The organism is Mesorhizobium sp. M0062 (assembly GCF_040323125.1).
GTDB lineage: Bacteria > Pseudomonadota > Alphaproteobacteria > Rhizobiales > Rhizobiaceae > Mesorhizobium.
On sequence record NZ_JAMYUO010000005.1, the window covers coordinates 264,627 to 279,934 of the forward strand.

Here is a 15,308-nt window from a genome sequence, read left to right on the forward strand (position 1 = left end):
ACCTGCCATTCGTCAACGCCTCCTTCCAACCTAGGGAGAACCGCCGGAAATCAGGCTGTCAGATTGCACACCGTCGCGTGGAGTCATTCATCGCGCCAGTATGGGTGGGAACAGCTGAATTGGCGCGAGCCAACCAGACGGCGTTTGGTCTCAGATATCGGTCCTCGGACGGGCAGATCATTCGCGGTCATGTTGGGTACGAAACTGTAACCCTGATCGACAAGCTGCAGTTTCAGCTCCGCCAGGTGGCGCCTGAATCCATTTTCGATGTAGCTGCGCGGATACCGCCATCCGTTCCTGCATGCTCGCACGAGAATGTCGGAATACAGTTCAGAGCTGGCAGCTTTCACCGCTTCTTCGGAAGTCAGTTTGCTGTTGGTTTGGGTACCTTCGGACAAGCATCGCCCCACCGACACCAAAAGCACCAGTATTACGGTCAAGACAGACAACTTTGTCATGGAGCCCTCCGTGTTCTGAATCGACCAGGCCTGCCAAGCAACCTGCCCTGCCGATCTGCAGAGACTAGGATGCTGACCCGTCGCATGGAATCGTGCAAATGCAGTGTTTTCGATATCGCATCTGTAGTATTTTCATCCTGATGTAAGGCCATCGGGTTCTGGCCACAGGTCGGCAGCAAGGAAAATGGAACGATGCTTCGTGCCGTAGGCAATCCTCTCGCCGGCTTATCGGATCGGGAGTTGATGGTCGCGGCAAAGTTTGCGGAGGGCATGACTTATCGCGAAATCGGCGAAACACTTTTCATAGCGCCTACCACCGTTCGGACCCATCTTTCGGCCATTTATCGGAAGCTCGATGTTCGTAGTAAAGTGGCGCTTGCTGGGTTACTTGCCGATCACCGCCAGCAGGACCGCAGCCATGCACCACCCGGAAGTCTTTCGACCGATGAGCCGGGTCCGCCGGTCCTCGCAGTTCTCCCGTTCGACAATTTAAGCGGAGAAGAACGCTGGACTCGTATCGCTGATGGTTTGTCGGCGGACCTCATAGTTGATCTCTCTCGCTACCGGGACCTTGCGGTGATCGCCCGCCAAACAATGCTTTCCTACAAGGGACGGCATGTTGACGTGCGAGCTCTCGGACGAGAGTTGAATGCCGACTATGTGATCGAGGGAAGTTTTCAAGTGGACGGGCAGCGGGTGCGCATCCGCGTCCAACTCGTCGACGCCCACACAGGGGTCGATGTCTGGACGATGCGTTACGATCGTTCCGCGAACAACCTGTTTGCGATGCTGGACAGCGTGACCGAAAACGTCATCAATGTCCTTGCAACTTGCCACGGTCAGCTCGCCAATCTGCGACGCGATGCGGCTCGTCGGAAGGCTCCAGCAAGTTTGCAGGCCTATGACTGCTATCTGCTTGGGCTTGAGCAGAAGCACCTTTTCACCCGTGAGTCGAACAAGGAGGCGATACGGCTACTGGCGCGTGCGATCGAACTCGACCCGGGTCTAGCAAGAGCTTGGACCGCGCTGGCACTTGCGCATGCTGTGGAAGCTATCAACGGGTTTACCGACAACCTTTCCGGCTCGATCGAGAGCTGGAGCCAATGTGTCAAGCAAGCGCTGGCGCTCGATCCGTCCGACATTTACGCCCGCATAATGCTTGCCGATCTTCGGGCATTGCAGGGCGATGTCGAAGCTGCTGTCGAAGAACATGACCGAGTGTTGGTGGCTGCTCCAAATGACGCGGACTCACTTGCCTTTCTTGCGGGTAGCCTTGCTCTTGTTGGCAGCGACCCGAAGCGTGGCTACGAACTGGCCAAGCGAGCGGTCCGGCTAAATCCTTATGTTCCCTGGTATCATGGAATGCTCGCTCGATGCAGCTACGTTCTTGGCTTTTACCGTGAATCACTGGTCGCGCTACGTCAATCTGCGCCAGATTCGCCCGCCACCCTTCTGTTTCTGGCAATGGCTCATGCGATGCTCAATGAAACTCCTCAGGTCGCCAGGATCAATTCGCGACTGAAGGACGAGTTCCCGAATTTCACGGCTGAGGTGTTCATCAGAACCTATCCGGTTACCAATCCTGTCGCCATTGCTGCAATCAGAGAAGGCGCCCGTCGTGCGGGTTTGGCCTAGCTTCTTCACTCTGGTCACCTCAGAGGCGCATTGCTCCTCGGGCAGCATTGGGGCCGAATGCGGACTGGCGGCTTTAACTGAGCAGCAATCAACAACGGACGATTGCACCATAGCTTTTGAGGCCAGCCAAATGGCTTTGTCGTCCTGGGCGGGTTGCATAAGGCTGCACTCCAAACATGGCTTTCAAGGAAGCTGGACGATTCCCTCAAGCGCCGCGTAGACCGAGATTCGAAGCCAACGGTCCATGCTTCGCGCGAGGCCGGGGTCGCCGATGAGGAAAAGGCCGCCCCTCTCTTTCTCACGCTCGATGCTGGAGCGGCCCTCCAGGATGGCTCCCAGCGAAACAACGCCGGTCTCGACGTAAAGATCGACGTCCCGGCCGGGGTCGAGCGTGCATAGCTCGGGCAAGTCTGAGCCTGGCTCGACCACAAACCAGTAATGGGGACACCTCGGTGGGGGATCGTCGCGGAAATGGAAGCGGATGACGGCGCGCCGCCGCGGCAGTTCAGCGAGGTCAATCTTTCGCCGCACGGCCCACATGAGGGTCGAAACATCCACGTCGGCGAGCGCGATCTCCGCCTCGATGTTGCATTGCGCCCATTCCGCCAGCGCGTTCATCGCCGGCTCGAGCCTTATCGACTTTTCGGTACGGAAATAGCTGATGGTGCCCGTCGCCTCGTCCTCGACGCGCTCGACCAGGCCCAACGCTTCCATTTCCTTGAGCCGCCTCGACAAGAGGGCGGACGAGACGTTGCCCACCCCCTTGCGAATGTCATTAAAGCGGGTCGAGCCGTTCCAGAGCTCGGTCAGGATTTGAATTGTCCAGCGTGGCTCCAGGAACTCGCAGGCGTGCGAGATCGGGCAGACCAGTCCGTAAGGCCGTCGCGTCATGGCTGACCGCTCCTTTGCCGCAGGTTAGGCCTTTCGGAGGTCTGAGGCCAGTTCACAATCTGAAGCGGAACGCTTCCGAAGCTGCCCTGGCGCCTTCTCGCCTTCTGCCGTCACGTGATCGCCATTCGCATTCCCGATCAACGGAGGTTCACCATGACTTGGCGTAACATGACGCAAACGACAATAGGCCAGACCGCACGGCGCTTGCCGGGCACTTTTCTTGACCCTCCGCTCGAACGCCTGCTGGCCCTTGTCCGTGAGTGGAGGACCCGCCGCAACATAGAGCGCGGGCTCGGTCACCTGTCCAACTTCCTTCTGCGGGACGTTGGCTTGACCGAAGCGGACGTCGAAGCGGCCTGCGCCGACAGCTTCGATAGGTCCGCCTCTCGCGCGCTCCAGAGTGCAGCGCAGAACCGCACGGGAAATTGGTGAGAAGGGAGAGCCCCGGGATCGGAAGCCGTTTTGACGGCGGCAATTGATCAGCCGAACTCAGGGCCATCCCCAGTAGCGCCTTGGTTTCAGAGATCTAGCGCGCCGAAGCGATTCGAATGCATACTTCCAAGTGGTCGGCCGGCTCTTCGGATTCATCGTGAGGAACGTCTGCTGTTGGAAGAAACCCACCGAAGCTTTGACAACCGAGTTGAGGCGCTGAGCGCACGCTCGTGCGGTATAGTAGGTCCGATAGCGAGCTACGAGCACGGCACGATCCGCAACTATCGAAGCCCGGCAATGCGCAGCCCCTCTACATAGAGAGCCCGGTGCTTGTCGTGAACGATCGGATGAAACTTGTCTACCCATTGAAGGGATAGGGACGGTTGAAGGCGCTTGGCCTGCGAAAGCGCATGAACCGCGATGTCCATTTCACCGGCCATCCCAGCGGCCGCCGCGTACGTCCGCCATGCAGACCCAAAATGGGGCCGGAGTTCAACCGCGCGACATTCGCATTCGACCGCGTCTGCATATCGTCCAGCCATGAAATGACATAAGCCAAGGATGGAGAAATTCGCAGCATATGTGTGATCGCGAGGACTTAGCCTACCCGCGATTTCAAGATGGTCGAGCCCCTCGGCGGGCATGCCCCCATATCCGTAAGTTGAGCCCAGGATCGAATGCGCAAAGGCGAAGCTCGGGTTTAGCTCGATCGCTTCATTTAGTTCTCTCACAGCAGAGTCGAAGCCGCGCGAAATCATGTGGACAAACCCTGCCGCTAAATGCGTCCACGGGTCCTCGGGGTCGCCTTGGATTGCCCGCTGCGCGAGGGCGCGAGAGGTGGGCAGAATGTCTGCTGCGTTGGCCCATCCTGACAAAACGCGGGCCGCGTGAGCCCACGCCAACAGGCTGTTGGCGCGGGGATAGTCAGGATCGAGGTCCGTAGCCTGCTTCAGAAATCCCTGTGCAATCTCGATTTCCGTAGCCGAACTCCAGGTCCAGACATATGGCATCGCCTTCATGACGAATCCCCAAGCGTCAAGATTGGTGGGGGACCTGCTCTGAAAGCGTTGCTGTTCCGCCGTGTAGAGCCGCGGCTCGATCGTAGCGATGACACTTTCGGCAATCTGATCCTGAAGCGCGAAGAATTCCGACAATTCCACATCGTATCGTTCAGCCCACACTTGTACCCCGGTCGATGTGTCACTGACTTGCGCGCTTATCCTGAGTCGATGACCTGAGCGCCTTACACTTCCGTCCAGCACATACCGCACACCAAGCTCTCGACCGACTTGTTTTAAGTCGACCGCTTTTCCCTTGTAGGTGAACAAAGAGTTCCGGGCGGACACGAAGAGCCAACGAAGACGCGACAGCCGAGTAATAATGTCTTCGGCAAGGCCGTCGGCGAAGTATTCCTGTTCGGGGTCGCCGCCCATGTTCTGGAATGGCAAGACAGCAATCGAAGGGTTGTCGGGCAGCGCCAGCTGTTCGGAGGACCCGGCAGTCGCAGCCAGATCGGTTTTTGGGACCGTGTCGCGCATACATATGCGATAGGTGCGCACCGGGCGTGCGATATTTTTGAGCTCTTTCTCGCCCAGATCGACAAATTCTTCCTTCAGTTTGTCGCGCACCTGTTCGTAAGCGGCGGCCGATAAACAGATGCCGTTCGGCTCAGCGATGCTTTCTAGACGGGAGGCAATATTGACACCATCTCCCATCAGATCGCCGTCGCTCTCCTCGACAACATCGCAGAGATGAATGCCGACGCGAAATTCAATGCGTCGCCCGGGCGGTAAGCCAGCGTTGCGCTCAATCATGCCGTTCTGCATTTCGATTGCACAGCGTACGGCGTCAACAACGCTCCGGAACTCTACGAGGGTGCCGTCACCCATAAGCTTCACAACGCGCCCATTGTGGACAGCGATGGTCGGATTGATGAGATCGCTCCGGAGCGCCCGTAGCCGCGCCAGCGTTTGATCTTCGTCCGACCCCGCCAACCGGCTGTATCCGACCACGTCGGCGACCAGGATCGCCGCAAGTTTCCGCGTCTGGCTCACTTTGCCCACTCCTGTCGACTAAGTGGCATAGCACAGATTACAAAATCCCGTTTTCGAAGGCGACGTTCGATAGGTGAATTCCGAGATAGCCTCAAACAAAGCAGCGCGGGATCTGATTGGAAGTGAATTACGGCAACCACGATCTGTTGGCGAGGCGGACCTTAGGTGCCGTTGAAAATTTTCAGTCAACGAAGCGCGTCCTGTCAGACTTGATGATGACCTCGGCGAAATCGGGCGAGACCTTGCCGCACCAGGCCATCAAGAGTTTTCTCACCGCCCTGATACGGTGAGCCGCGCCAGCACCGTTTCAGCCTCGAGGCGAGGCACCACGGCGATACCATCGCGGTCGCCGACCAGTATGTCTCCCCGCGAGATGGTCATTCCTCCCAGTACCACCGGGAACCCGGCCGTGCCTGGACCATTGCGCGCCGGCGAGTTCGCGACGATCCCGGCACAGTAAACCGGCACCCGCCCGCCTCGATCCCGACAACATCGCGCACGAGGCAGGCGCACCCCTTGTTTCGCACCATGCCAAGGACCAGATCCTCAGTGACCGCCGCACCAGCAAAGCTGTCGGTGGCCGCAACGATGATATCGGCCAGTATCGCAGTACCTGGCGAGAGTGCCTTAATCCCTGGTGCAACGCCCCTCGCCCGCCCATGGCGTCTAGGACTAGGTGTTTGATCCCAGGCTTTGATGGCGCATACTTTTCGTCCGAATCAAAGGATGCGCTATGGGCCAGGTTCTTCATGGGAGCGCCACGACGACAGAGGCGATCCGTCGAGCGATACAGCATAGTCAAGAGAGCCTGAGGGCGCTGGCGAAGCGCTACGGCATCAATCAGAAGACGGTTAGGAAGTGGAGGAACCGGACGTCGGCCGCCGATCTTCCGACTGGCCCCAGAGATCCGAAGTCGACAGTGCTATCGACTGAGGAAGAGGCGGTCATCGTCGCCTTTCGGCGTTATACGCTGCTGCCACTGGACGATTGCCTCTATGCTCTCCAACCGACGATCCCGCATCTGTCGCGGTCATCCTTGCATCGCTGCCTGCAGCGTCACGGGATAGGCAGGTTGCCGGATGTCGAGGGCGACAAGCCGGCAAGGAAGAAGTTCAAGGCCTATCCAATCGGCTACTTCCATATCGACGTCGCCGAGGTCCGAACCGAGCAGGGCAAGCTGCATATGTTCGTGGCCATAGATCGGACCTCGAAGTTCGCTTTCGTCGAGCTGCACGAGAAGGCAACGACAGCGGTCTCCGCCGATTTCCTGCGCCATCTTCTTGATGCTGTCCCTTACAAGATCCACACAGTGCTTACCGACAACGGCATTCAGTTCACGACCCCAGGTGCCGGCGGCTCGGCCGTTCCGCTGATCAAGGAAGCCATGGCGGCGGGAGAAATCATATGGGCGCACGCCTTCGAACATACTTGCGCCAAGGCCGATATCGACCACCGAACGACAAAGCCAAGGCACCCATGGACCAACGGCCAGGTCGAACGCATGAACCGCACGATCAAGGATGCGACCGTCAAACGCTTCTACTACGAGAGCCATGACCAACTGCGCCAGCATCTCGCCGATTTCGTCTTAGCCTATAATTTCGGCCGTCGACTGAAGACCCTCAAGGGCCTCACGCCCTTTGAATACATCTGCAAAATCTGGACAAAAGAGCCCGAACGATTCAGGCTCGATCCAACCCATCAAACCTTGGGACTAAACAACTAGGCTCACGGGCAAGCCGGAAAAGGCACTGATGATCTCTGCCGCAGGCCGTTCGAAACGGCTTTTGATGGTGAGCAGCGGTGGGTCTTCAATCATGTGGCGGCCTCACACCCTGAACGAACGAAAGACGAGCTGCAGCGGGATATTTGCGGTTCCTCAAAGGCGCTGCCGCAACTTCCATGCCCTTGAGAGATATCGAAGGCGAGGATCTTCGCTCTGGGGGCGCGGTGAAGTTCAAGCACCTGGCAGCTGAATTCCTCGCCATCGTAAAGAGCTGCGCGTCGTCGATCGCATCGAGGCAGCGACCCAAGGCGCCTCGCCGAGAGTGGAAGACGAGGAATAGTTCGCCCGATTCGCGTGATCGCATTTCGCGATAGCCGCCGGCGAGCCAGTCATTGGCTTCTCGGCGCCGGCCGATCTGTACTCCAGCGACCAGGTTTCAGAAAAGTTTCAGAATTTCGCCGGTACGCACCGCTCCACATGCGCCATGATCCCTACAATCTAGGGAGTGGCCATCATGGAAAACGACGTCGAAAGGCTCCGCATACGGCAAGAGCTTTACGAGTTGTACTTCAGTGGGGTCAACAGCTTGGCCTGCGCGCCAATGCCCGGCACCTTCTTCGAACTTCTAGAGTTGGGCGCCCTGGCTCGCCATGAACCCGTGCCTGAGGGGGCAGAACCTGCGGCTGCGGCAAAGGTCTTGACCGTAAGCGCGGATGGCCCCTGTATGTCGACGAGCCCGGCTCGGTTTGGCAGAGCGCTTCTGAATGTCGCATACAGAATCAGGGAGCATAGCAATCGGCGAGTGCGTGTTTGACACTTCGCGCGGCTTGCTGTTGCGCCAGGGTCATCCCGTCAAACTTCGTCCCAAGACATTTGCACTCCTGAGCCATCTCGTTGGAAAAACAGGGCACGTCGTCAGCAAGTCGGAGCTGATGGAGTCCGTCTGGCCTGGGCTGTTTGTAACCGAAGACTCGCTCACCCAAGGCGTGCGCGAGTTGCGCAAGGCGCTGCGCGATGACTCACAAAGTATAATTCGCACCGTCTCAGGCCGCGGCTACCTCCTTTCACCGCTTGGCGCGCCGGCGAGGCCGCCGTCCGACCTGCCTTCTGTAGCGGTGCTGCGCTTCACTAATGAAGGCGATGCGACCGACACGCCTCTGGTCGATGGTTTTGCCGAGGACATTGTCAACGCTCTGGCGCGATTTCGCACTGCTGTTGTCCTGGCGCGCAACTCAAGCTTTTCCTTTGCGTCGGAGGACCCCGGCAACTGGACCGAGGTCGGCAGGAGACTCGGGGCAACCTTCCTGGTTCGGGGACGCATGGGCCTTCGCGACGGCACCGTACGGGTGGCGATCAACCTCATCGAAGCGGCAAACGGCGCGGTCTTGTGGGGCGAGAAGTTCACAGCATCGGGCTCAGCTGTTTTCGACATGCAGGAAGAGATCGCGCTGCGTGTGACGAACCGTCTTGTCGCACGGCTCGACGATGCGGGCTTGACGCGCGCCCGTCCAAAGCCTCCAGCAAGCCTGGCGGCTTATGAGCTTCTTCTCAAGGGGCTGGTGCATTTGCGTGGCTACGGCGCCGACGATAATCAGGCAGCACGGAACTACTTTGCTGCGGCCGTCACCAAGGATACGCATTATGCGCTCGCGCGCTCATACCTTGCATTTGCCGACCTGATTATCGGCGATTATGGAATGGCTCCTCCGGAGGTGCTGGCCGACATAGTAGAGCAAGCCCGCTTCGCGGTAGGACTCGCACCAGAGGAGCCTCGCTGCCATCGGATTCTTGCCCAAGCACTGCTGTGCACGCGCACATACGATGCCGCCGAGCGGCACTTTCGAAGATCCTATGACCTCAATCCCTTCGATGCGGACACGATCGCGCAGATCGGCTATCTGCTTGCCATCAGGGGCAAGCCTTTCGAAGCCCTGACCTGGATCGACAAGGCGGTTCAGATCAATCCGATACATCCAGACTGGTATCATTCCGACCGTGCATTCGCCCAATACGCGGCGGGAGACTACAAGGGAGCCGTTGTCAGTTGGTCGATGTTGCCCATGACTTCGGCCGTAAGGCTCACATGGCTGGCGGCGGCACAGGCGAAGTTGGGCAACCAGGACGCGGTATCGCGGCTCGTTTCGGAACTCAAGCGTATCGCGCCATCCTACACTCCACTGGAGTCGATCCGGGCCAGCATGCTTTACGAGCATGAATCTGACGCTGACCATCTTCTCGACGGAGTCGCGAAAGCGCTGATGATGTGGAGCGCCGCCTGAACTGTTTGGTTACCGGCCGGACTGGCGGAGCTTTGGGCAACGTTGAAACATTACGACACCGATGTGTCGGATGGTTTGCATTCAAAGGTTTTTGCGACGCTATCTGAGAGCTCTCGTCGGTGATCGCGGGAGGAACTATGGAATCGCCCGAGCATGCTTTCGAAATCATCCGCTACAAGAAATTGGACCGTCCGCGTGCCGGCCTATAGCAACACGCTGACCTTCGCTTTCGAGGCAGAAAGCTACGCACGCTCCTATGCGGATGGCCAGGCTTTCCGCCTTAGCGTCGAGGTGGCTGAGCGCAAGAAGTGTGCGTGAAGGGGGCCTACAATCCTGGTCGTTTCGCCCCAGACGGCTGAACCCGACGATGTCCGCCACCAGGATTGCCGCAATCTTACGGCGCTTCGGTCATTTCTGCTGCCAAAACCGCCACAAGCTTTCGTTCTGGGCGCGCCACGATCCCCTCCGGCCCTACACCTGGGTTTGCTCTAACGTGGCACCCCTGCCTACGCGCAACCAGCTACCAGAGTCCGCTTCAATCGGCGGCAGAGCTCGGCCCAATGGCCGAATTGCGGCGCATAGCGGAATATGGCATCGCGCCTAGACGGTTGAGATTCAACCGCGGCTCAGAACTCGCCGGAGAGCACTGAAACGAATGCGATATTGCGCCGGCGTCAGCCCGACCTTGCGGCGGAAGAGACGCCCGAAAAAACTCGCATCCTCGTAGCCGACTTCATTGGCCACACCCTCGACCGCCAGGTCGCCGGTCTCCAGCAGTTCCTTGGCCGCTTCGAGCCGGAGCGCGTGGATGTAGTCGATTGTCTTCATGTCCGTGGCCCTTGCGAAGCGGCGCACGAAGGAGCGCTCGGACAGGCCTGACAGCTTGGTCATGGCGGTGACGGGCGAAGGGGTCCGGTAGTTGCGTTCGGCCCATTTCTGGCAGCGGTTGATCACCGCGTCGTCGGTCTGGCGAAAGCGCATCAGCGCTGCGAAGGGCTGCTGGCCCATGTCGTGCCACTGCAGCATGTAGACCTTGGCGACCTCCATCGCCTCCCTGAGGCTGACGAAGCGCGCGATCAGATAGAGGGCGAGATCCTGCCAGCTTGAGCCGCCCCCGGCCATGACGATGCGCTGGGCCTCGCCGCTCAGCACGAGCGACTGGCCCGGCTTCACCTTCACGCCGGGATAGTTGTTCGTGAGCGTCTCGACATAGCCCCAGTGAATGGTGGCCTCGCGATTGTCGAGCAGCCCGGCCTCACCGAGCAGCACCGCGCCCGAACATGCGCTGGCCAGCATGGCGCCGTCGTCATGCGCTCGCTTCAGCCACGCGGCTTCGGCGTCATACTGCCCGGCAACGCTTTCGCCCGGATTGACGAAGAAATCTGGAATACAGACGATGTCGGGTGGCGGGCAATCGGCAAGGCTGTGATCTGGGCGCACCCAGATGCCGTTTGCCGCGCGAAACGGGCTGCCGTCCCCGGCGACCACATAGGGCCGCATGCGTGGCGTGCCCGCGGCTCCGCTGGTGATGAACAGGAAATCCCTGCCGGGCGAGGAAAACAAGTCGAACATGCCGTAGATCGTGGAGGCGGTAGCCTCCGGAGCGGCAAGGATCGCCACATTCAATGGTCTCGCCTGTTCAACCATGGCAGAAATGACCGCCTTCCAGCATTTTCGACTTTAGCGGCCGTGCCCGCGCCGCGCTAGCGTGTGTCAAACGAGGAGACCGCTACATGGCCGCCACCGCTACCCTTGCACAATCGAGCATCGATAGCTTCCGTTCCATCTTGTGCGGCGAGGTGCTGGAGCCGTCGAACCTGTCCTATGACGCGACGCGGGTCGTTTGGAACGGCATGATCGACCGCCGTCCCGCCCTCATCGCGCGCTGCCGGAGTGCTGCCGATGTCGTGGCGTCGGTGAATTTCGGGCGCGAGCATCGGTTAGCGATCGCGATCCGCTCGGGTGGCCACAATGTTGCAGGCTACGCCGTCTGCGAAGGCGGCCTGATGATCGACATGTCGCTGATGAAGGGCGTGCGGGTCGCGTCCGGCCTCGACCGTGCCCTCGTCGAGGGCGGCGCGACCTGGGCCGATGTCGATGCGGCCACCACCCCGCTTGGCCGCGCCACGCCGGGCGGTCTCATCTCGGCGACGGGCGTTGCCGGCCTGACGCTTTCCGGTGGCATCGGCTGGCTGCGCGGCAGCCACGGCCTCAGCGTCGATAATCTGCTGGCCGCCGATCTGGTGACCGCCGATGGCCGGCTCATCCATGCCGACGCGACGCAGAACCCGGATCTCTTCTGGGCGCTACGCGGCGGCGGCGGCAATTTCGGCGTGGTGACGAGCTTCGAGTTCAAGCTGCACCCGATCGAACCGGAGCTGATGTTATGCGGTCCGGCCTATCCCGAGGAGCGCGCCAACGAGATCATTCCGCTCTGGCGCGACTTCATGCAGACCGCACCCGACCGCCTGAGCGGCCTGGCCGAGTTCTCCACCCTGCCCGACGACCCCTCGATTGCCGAGCATGCAAGGGGCCGGCGCGTCCTGGCGCTCGCGCATGTCTATGACGGACCGGCCGACGAGGGCGAACGGGTCGTGGCGCCGTTGCGCAGTTTTGGGGAACCGCTCGTCGATTTCAGCGGCCGCATGCCATATCGCACCATCCAGTCGCTCTATGACGGGCTGTTCCCGAAAGGCCGCGACCGCTGCTACTGGAAATCCACTTACCTTTCGCGCCTCGACGACGAGGTCGTCGGGGAGACCACTGCTTGGATGGCGAAGCGCCCCTCCGAAATGACCTTCGCCTCGATCTGGAAGTTCGGCGGTTTCGTCCAGCGCGTTGCAGCCGATGAGACTGCCTTCGGCGACCGCTCCATGCCCTTCATGCTCAGCCTCGACGCCATCTGGCCAGGCGCTAACGAGGACGATGCGAACATCGGCTGGGTTCGCAGCTTCTGGCAGGACATGCAGCGCTACTCGACCGGCCGCCTCTATCTGAACTTCCCCGGCCATGGCGAAGGATCGGATCTCGTCCGCGACGCCTTCGGCGCTGAGGCTTACGCGCGGCTCGCCAAGATCAAGCACAGATACGATCCGGACAATCTGTTCCGCCTCAACCAGAACATCCTGCCAATGCGCTGACGCACAATCAAAATCGGGTGTACGGTGCGACCCTCGTCTCGCCGTGGGAGCTTTGATCGCGCTGAGTCGCGAGCGACGACCAGCGTGGTCGCCGCGATGCCCGCTTTCAATCAGTGGCAAATCTGTCCGCAACGGCTGAGATGAAGCGCAAAGCTGTCGGGCAACCTTGGGGACCGCAAGCCAACTGGCAGCTTTAAGGCTTCAATCCGTCAGAAGTGGACGTTCAGCGTGCGCGAGTTCCGGTGGCCAGGATCACGTCTGCTTTATGACTTCATCTCGACACGGATACCATGCAGGGTCTTGCTCGAAGCGTTGAGCACGCGACCCGCTGGTTGGGGGGCCATATGCACCACGAGACAGCCTTGACCGTCCCATGCCTGAACCGCCTGGATGACATCTCGATTGGGCGGCATCATGGTTCCATCCGGCGCGAAGTCGTGGATAGGGCCTTCCACCTCATCGAACACGAATACTGAAGGCCAGCGGTGGTGATGTGTCGGCTCTTCCTCGTCGGGCTTGAGGATTACCTCAAGCACACGTAGCCGGTCATTCTCAAACAACACCTTATGGTTTCCGGGAGCCGCGATAACGGCGTCAAGCTTTGGATCCCACTGCGTAGGATCGGTCTGGTCGATCACCTTGGTAGTCATGGCGTAATTCTCCTCTCAGATAGACAGGCGGCCCTCACGCCGTCGTCACTGGTTGAATTGTGCCTTGGGCGCAGAACTGCTGCCCGTCCGCCAGTCGCGCATAGTTATGAACGATCTGGTTCTCGTGATCTTGAACCTGCACGACGAAGTTGCCGCCTTGCTCGGTCCAACTCATGATGAAAAGTCCGGGTCGAACGCCGGTCAGATTGCTCTGAACCACCTCGTCGATCTCGGTAGCGCCGATCGTCGCCTGCACCCGCAATTCGGTCGGCGACAGGACCGTCAACCTCGGTACGAACTGTCCGAATGAGCAATCAAAAGTCTTTCCGACGAGCGAGGTCGGAGCACCATTGGTGGTAGCCATCCTAATCCTCCTTGATGATTTTCGAAATCAGCTCGGCCGATGCTCGGGACAGATGCCGAACTGCCACTTTCAATTTTTGGAGCGCTCCAAGTGCAAGTTCCAACATTTTGGACCTAGCGTCAAGAAAAAACTTGGAGCGCTCCAAGAAATTGTCTAATTGAGGGAAATGAACGCTTCTAAAATGCCTACGCTCGCCGATGTCGGCCGGCTCGCTGGAGTCTCCCGCGGCACCGTCTCCAACGTATTCAACCATCCGGATCTGGTGCGATCCGATCTGCGCCAGCGCGTCGAGGCCGCGGCGCGTCAGCTTGGTTATGATGGCCCCGACCCGAGGGGACGCGTGCTGCGCGACGGCAAGTTCAACGCCATAGGCCTGATCCCCCCGGGCGCATACGCCATTGCCGATATGATCAGGAGCCCATATCTGCGCGAGCTGGTGCTTGGCGTTTCGCTTGCTTGTGACGAGGCTGGAGCGACATTGAGTTTGGTCAATGGTACGGACGAGACACGCACTTCCACCATTCGAGAGGCCTTGGTTGACGGCTTCATTCTGGGCCACAGCGCGGACATCGAGTTGATTGCGTCTTTACGGCGCCGGCGGCTGCCCTTCGTCATCCTCGAGAGCGATGCCGGTCCGGACGTCAATTCTATCCGGATAGACGGCAGGAGCGGGGCGCTGGCGGCCATCAGGCATCTGGCTGCTCTTGGACATCGGCGTTTTGCAATCCTTTCCATTCGGCGCACATCGGGGTCACCCATCGTCCATTTGCCTGGCAATTCCCCGCGCGCTATCTCTGCCGGTTTTCAACTCGATCAGGAGAGACTTTTCGGCTTCGCCCAGGGTTTGGCTGAGCTCGGTCTGTCAATCGACAATGTCCCGATCATCGAGACGACCCCAGGTGAGCCTTCGGCCGGAGCGGTCGTATTCGACCGGGCTCCGCAAGCAACGGCGATCTTGACTATGTCGGACTGGCAGGCAATCACCGTCCTGGACGAAGCGCGTCGGCGCAATATCAAGATACCCGAACACATGTCTGTCGTCGGCTTCGATGGCACTGCGGAGTCTTCGCGCACCACGCCCCCGCTCACGACAGTGGCTCAAGACATTGTCGGGAAGGGGAGACTTGCCGCCACGACGGTGTTTGCAAACGGCGCCCCGAGCCAGGTGATCATACCGGTCGAACTCTTGGTCCGCGGCTCGACCGCCCGACCACGCGGTTAGGCCGGTCACCTCATACTCGTCGTAACGCACAGTGCGCACTGCGAACTCCAGCGTGGTCGCCGTCAACGTCTGCTTTCAGAAGGTATCAAAGGTGGCTGCAACGGCCGAGATCAGGCGCATTGCGGTCCGGCAGCCTTGGGGCCGGGACCAGTAAGTCCGCTTGTGGTCAGTTAAGAACGACAGAGGCCGATCTCGACCCACATCAGCCATGCGGCAACATCCGGTTTCGCACAAGGCTAAGCCATGAGGGCAATGTCTTCAAAACGACGTGGTTGCATTATCGCTGTCCAGTAGGCCAAGCATGCTCGCATTCGAAACGCCAGTCGAATACGCTCAGCGAAGCTTTGAGCTAGGGAGGCAGGACAACCGCACATGGAGCGAAGGCTTACCGCGATCCTTGCTGCCGACGTGGTCGGCTACAGCACGCTCATGGGCGAGGATGAGGTCGGCACGCTCG

General features: G+C 59.7%; 14 protein-coding genes. 7 read left to right on the forward strand and 7 right to left on the reverse strand.

Features of this window, described 5'->3' with window-relative positions; all coding sequences use genetic code 11:
• Positions 1 to 83: 83 nt before the first annotated feature.
• Positions 84 to 458, reverse strand: coding sequence for a hypothetical protein (locus NKJ64_RS09215; RefSeq protein ID WP_023716183.1), 375 nt, complete (start codon positions 456 to 458; stop codon positions 84 to 86).
• 192 nt (positions 459 to 650) lie between these two features.
• Here NKJ64_RS09215 and NKJ64_RS09220 point away from each other — a divergent pair, with 192 nt between their 5' ends.
• Positions 651 to 2,093 (forward strand): LuxR C-terminal-related transcriptional regulator, encoded by a 1,443-nt coding sequence (locus NKJ64_RS09220; protein WP_023716184.1) that lies wholly within the window; start codon positions 651 to 653, stop codon positions 2,091 to 2,093.
• A gap of 183 nt (positions 2,094 to 2,276) precedes the next feature.
• Here the strand turns inward: NKJ64_RS09220 and NKJ64_RS09225 are convergent, their stop codons facing one another.
• Complete coding sequence (locus NKJ64_RS09225) at positions 2,277 to 2,984, reverse strand: winged helix-turn-helix transcriptional regulator (protein WP_023716185.1); 708 nt, start codon at positions 2,982 to 2,984, stop codon at positions 2,277 to 2,279.
• A 168-nt stretch (positions 2,985 to 3,152) separates the two neighbouring features.
• On the opposite strand from NKJ64_RS09225, the gene NKJ64_RS09230 reads away from it, so the two are divergent.
• Positions 3,153 to 3,416: a DUF1127 domain-containing protein gene (locus tag NKJ64_RS09230; RefSeq protein WP_023829982.1), complete on the forward strand. Its 264-nt coding sequence runs from the start codon at positions 3,153 to 3,155 to the stop codon at positions 3,414 to 3,416.
• A 281-nt stretch (positions 3,417 to 3,697) separates the two neighbouring features.
• On the opposite strand, the gene NKJ64_RS09235 is transcribed toward NKJ64_RS09230, so the two are convergent.
• Both NKJ64_RS09235 and NKJ64_RS09240 read right to left on the reverse strand, forming a co-directional pair.
• The gene (locus NKJ64_RS09235) at positions 3,698 to 5,470 is read right to left on the reverse strand and encodes an adenylate/guanylate cyclase domain-containing protein (protein WP_352462406.1); all 1,773 of its coding nucleotides are present in this window, start codon (positions 5,468 to 5,470) and stop codon (positions 3,698 to 3,700) included.
• 270 nt (positions 5,471 to 5,740) lie between these two features.
• Positions 5,741 to 5,938: an RraA family protein gene (locus tag NKJ64_RS09240; RefSeq protein WP_196813640.1), complete on the reverse strand. Its 198-nt coding sequence runs from the start codon at positions 5,936 to 5,938 to the stop codon at positions 5,741 to 5,743.
• 265 nt (positions 5,939 to 6,203) lie between these two features.
• Here NKJ64_RS09240 and NKJ64_RS09245 point away from each other — a divergent pair, with 265 nt between their 5' ends.
• The 3 genes from NKJ64_RS09245 (at position 6,204) to NKJ64_RS09255 (ending at position 9,793) form a co-directional block, all read left to right on the forward strand.
• The gene (locus NKJ64_RS09245) at positions 6,204 to 7,196 is read left to right on the forward strand and encodes an IS481 family transposase (RefSeq protein WP_352462407.1); all 993 of its coding nucleotides are present in this window, start codon (positions 6,204 to 6,206) and stop codon (positions 7,194 to 7,196) included.
• A gap of 806 nt (positions 7,197 to 8,002) precedes the next feature.
• Positions 8,003 to 9,475 (forward strand): winged helix-turn-helix domain-containing protein, encoded by a 1,473-nt coding sequence (locus tag NKJ64_RS09250; protein WP_023829984.1) that lies wholly within the window; start codon positions 8,003 to 8,005, stop codon positions 9,473 to 9,475.
• 195 nt (positions 9,476 to 9,670) lie between these two features.
• Positions 9,671 to 9,793, forward strand: a complete 123-nt coding sequence (locus NKJ64_RS09255) for a hypothetical protein (RefSeq protein ID WP_023825152.1) — start codon at positions 9,671 to 9,673, stop codon at positions 9,791 to 9,793.
• A 297-nt stretch (positions 9,794 to 10,090) separates the two neighbouring features.
• On the opposite strand, the gene NKJ64_RS09260 is transcribed toward NKJ64_RS09255, so the two are convergent.
• Positions 10,091 to 11,095, reverse strand: coding sequence for a GlxA family transcriptional regulator (locus NKJ64_RS09260; RefSeq protein WP_245260153.1), 1,005 nt, complete (start codon positions 11,093 to 11,095; stop codon positions 10,091 to 10,093).
• Positions 11,096 to 11,208: 113 nt separating this feature from the next.
• Between NKJ64_RS09260 and NKJ64_RS09265 the strand changes: the two genes are divergently transcribed.
• Entirely contained in the window at positions 11,209 to 12,615 is a 1,407-nt protein-coding gene (locus tag NKJ64_RS09265; protein ID WP_023716192.1) for an FAD-binding oxidoreductase, read from the forward strand.
• Positions 12,616 to 12,878: 263 nt separating this feature from the next.
• Here NKJ64_RS09265 and NKJ64_RS09270 read toward each other — a convergent pair whose 3' ends face one another.
• Positions 12,879 to 13,265 (reverse strand): hypothetical protein, encoded by a 387-nt coding sequence (locus NKJ64_RS09270; protein ID WP_023699225.1) that lies wholly within the window; start codon positions 13,263 to 13,265, stop codon positions 12,879 to 12,881.
• A 34-nt stretch (positions 13,266 to 13,299) separates the two neighbouring features.
• Positions 13,300 to 13,629: a MoaF-related domain-containing protein gene (locus tag NKJ64_RS09275; RefSeq protein ID WP_023699226.1), complete on the reverse strand. Its 330-nt coding sequence runs from the start codon at positions 13,627 to 13,629 to the stop codon at positions 13,300 to 13,302.
• Positions 13,630 to 13,795: 166 nt separating this feature from the next.
• On the opposite strand from NKJ64_RS09275, the gene NKJ64_RS09280 reads away from it, so the two are divergent.
• Positions 13,796 to 14,851 carry a LacI family DNA-binding transcriptional regulator gene (locus NKJ64_RS09280; protein WP_023825156.1) on the forward strand — a complete coding sequence of 352 codons (1,056 nt, stop codon included), beginning with the start codon at positions 13,796 to 13,798 and terminating at the stop codon, positions 14,849 to 14,851.
• Positions 14,852 to 15,308: the final 457 nt, after the last annotated feature.

Excerpts from the sequence above, each read along its gene's own strand:
- NKJ64_RS09215 (WP_023716183.1), bottom strand. The coding sequence starts at position 458 with ATGACAAAGTTGTCTGTCTTGACCGTAATACTGGTGCTTTTGGTGTCG.
- NKJ64_RS09220 (WP_023716184.1), top strand. The coding sequence starts at position 651 with ATGCTTCGTGCCGTAGGCAATCCTCTCGCCGGCTTATCGGATCGGGAG.
- NKJ64_RS09225 (WP_023716185.1), bottom strand. The coding sequence starts at position 2,984 with ATGACGCGACGGCCTTACGGACTGGTCTGCCCGATCTCGCACGCCTGC.
- NKJ64_RS09230 (WP_023829982.1), top strand. The coding sequence starts at position 3,153 with ATGACGCAAACGACAATAGGCCAGACCGCACGGCGCTTGCCGGGCACT.
- NKJ64_RS09245 (WP_352462407.1), top strand. The coding sequence starts at position 6,204 with ATGGGCCAGGTTCTTCATGGGAGCGCCACGACGACAGAGGCGATCCGT.
- NKJ64_RS09265 (WP_023716192.1), top strand. The coding sequence starts at position 11,209 with ATGGCCGCCACCGCTACCCTTGCACAATCGAGCATCGATAGCTTCCGT.
- NKJ64_RS09270 (WP_023699225.1), bottom strand. The coding sequence starts at position 13,265 with ATGACTACCAAGGTGATCGACCAGACCGATCCTACGCAGTGGGATCCA.
- NKJ64_RS09275 (WP_023699226.1), bottom strand. The coding sequence starts at position 13,629 with ATGGCTACCACCAATGGTGCTCCGACCTCGCTCGTCGGAAAGACTTTT.
- NKJ64_RS09280 (WP_023825156.1), top strand. The coding sequence starts at position 13,796 with ATGAACGCTTCTAAAATGCCTACGCTCGCCGATGTCGGCCGGCTCGCT.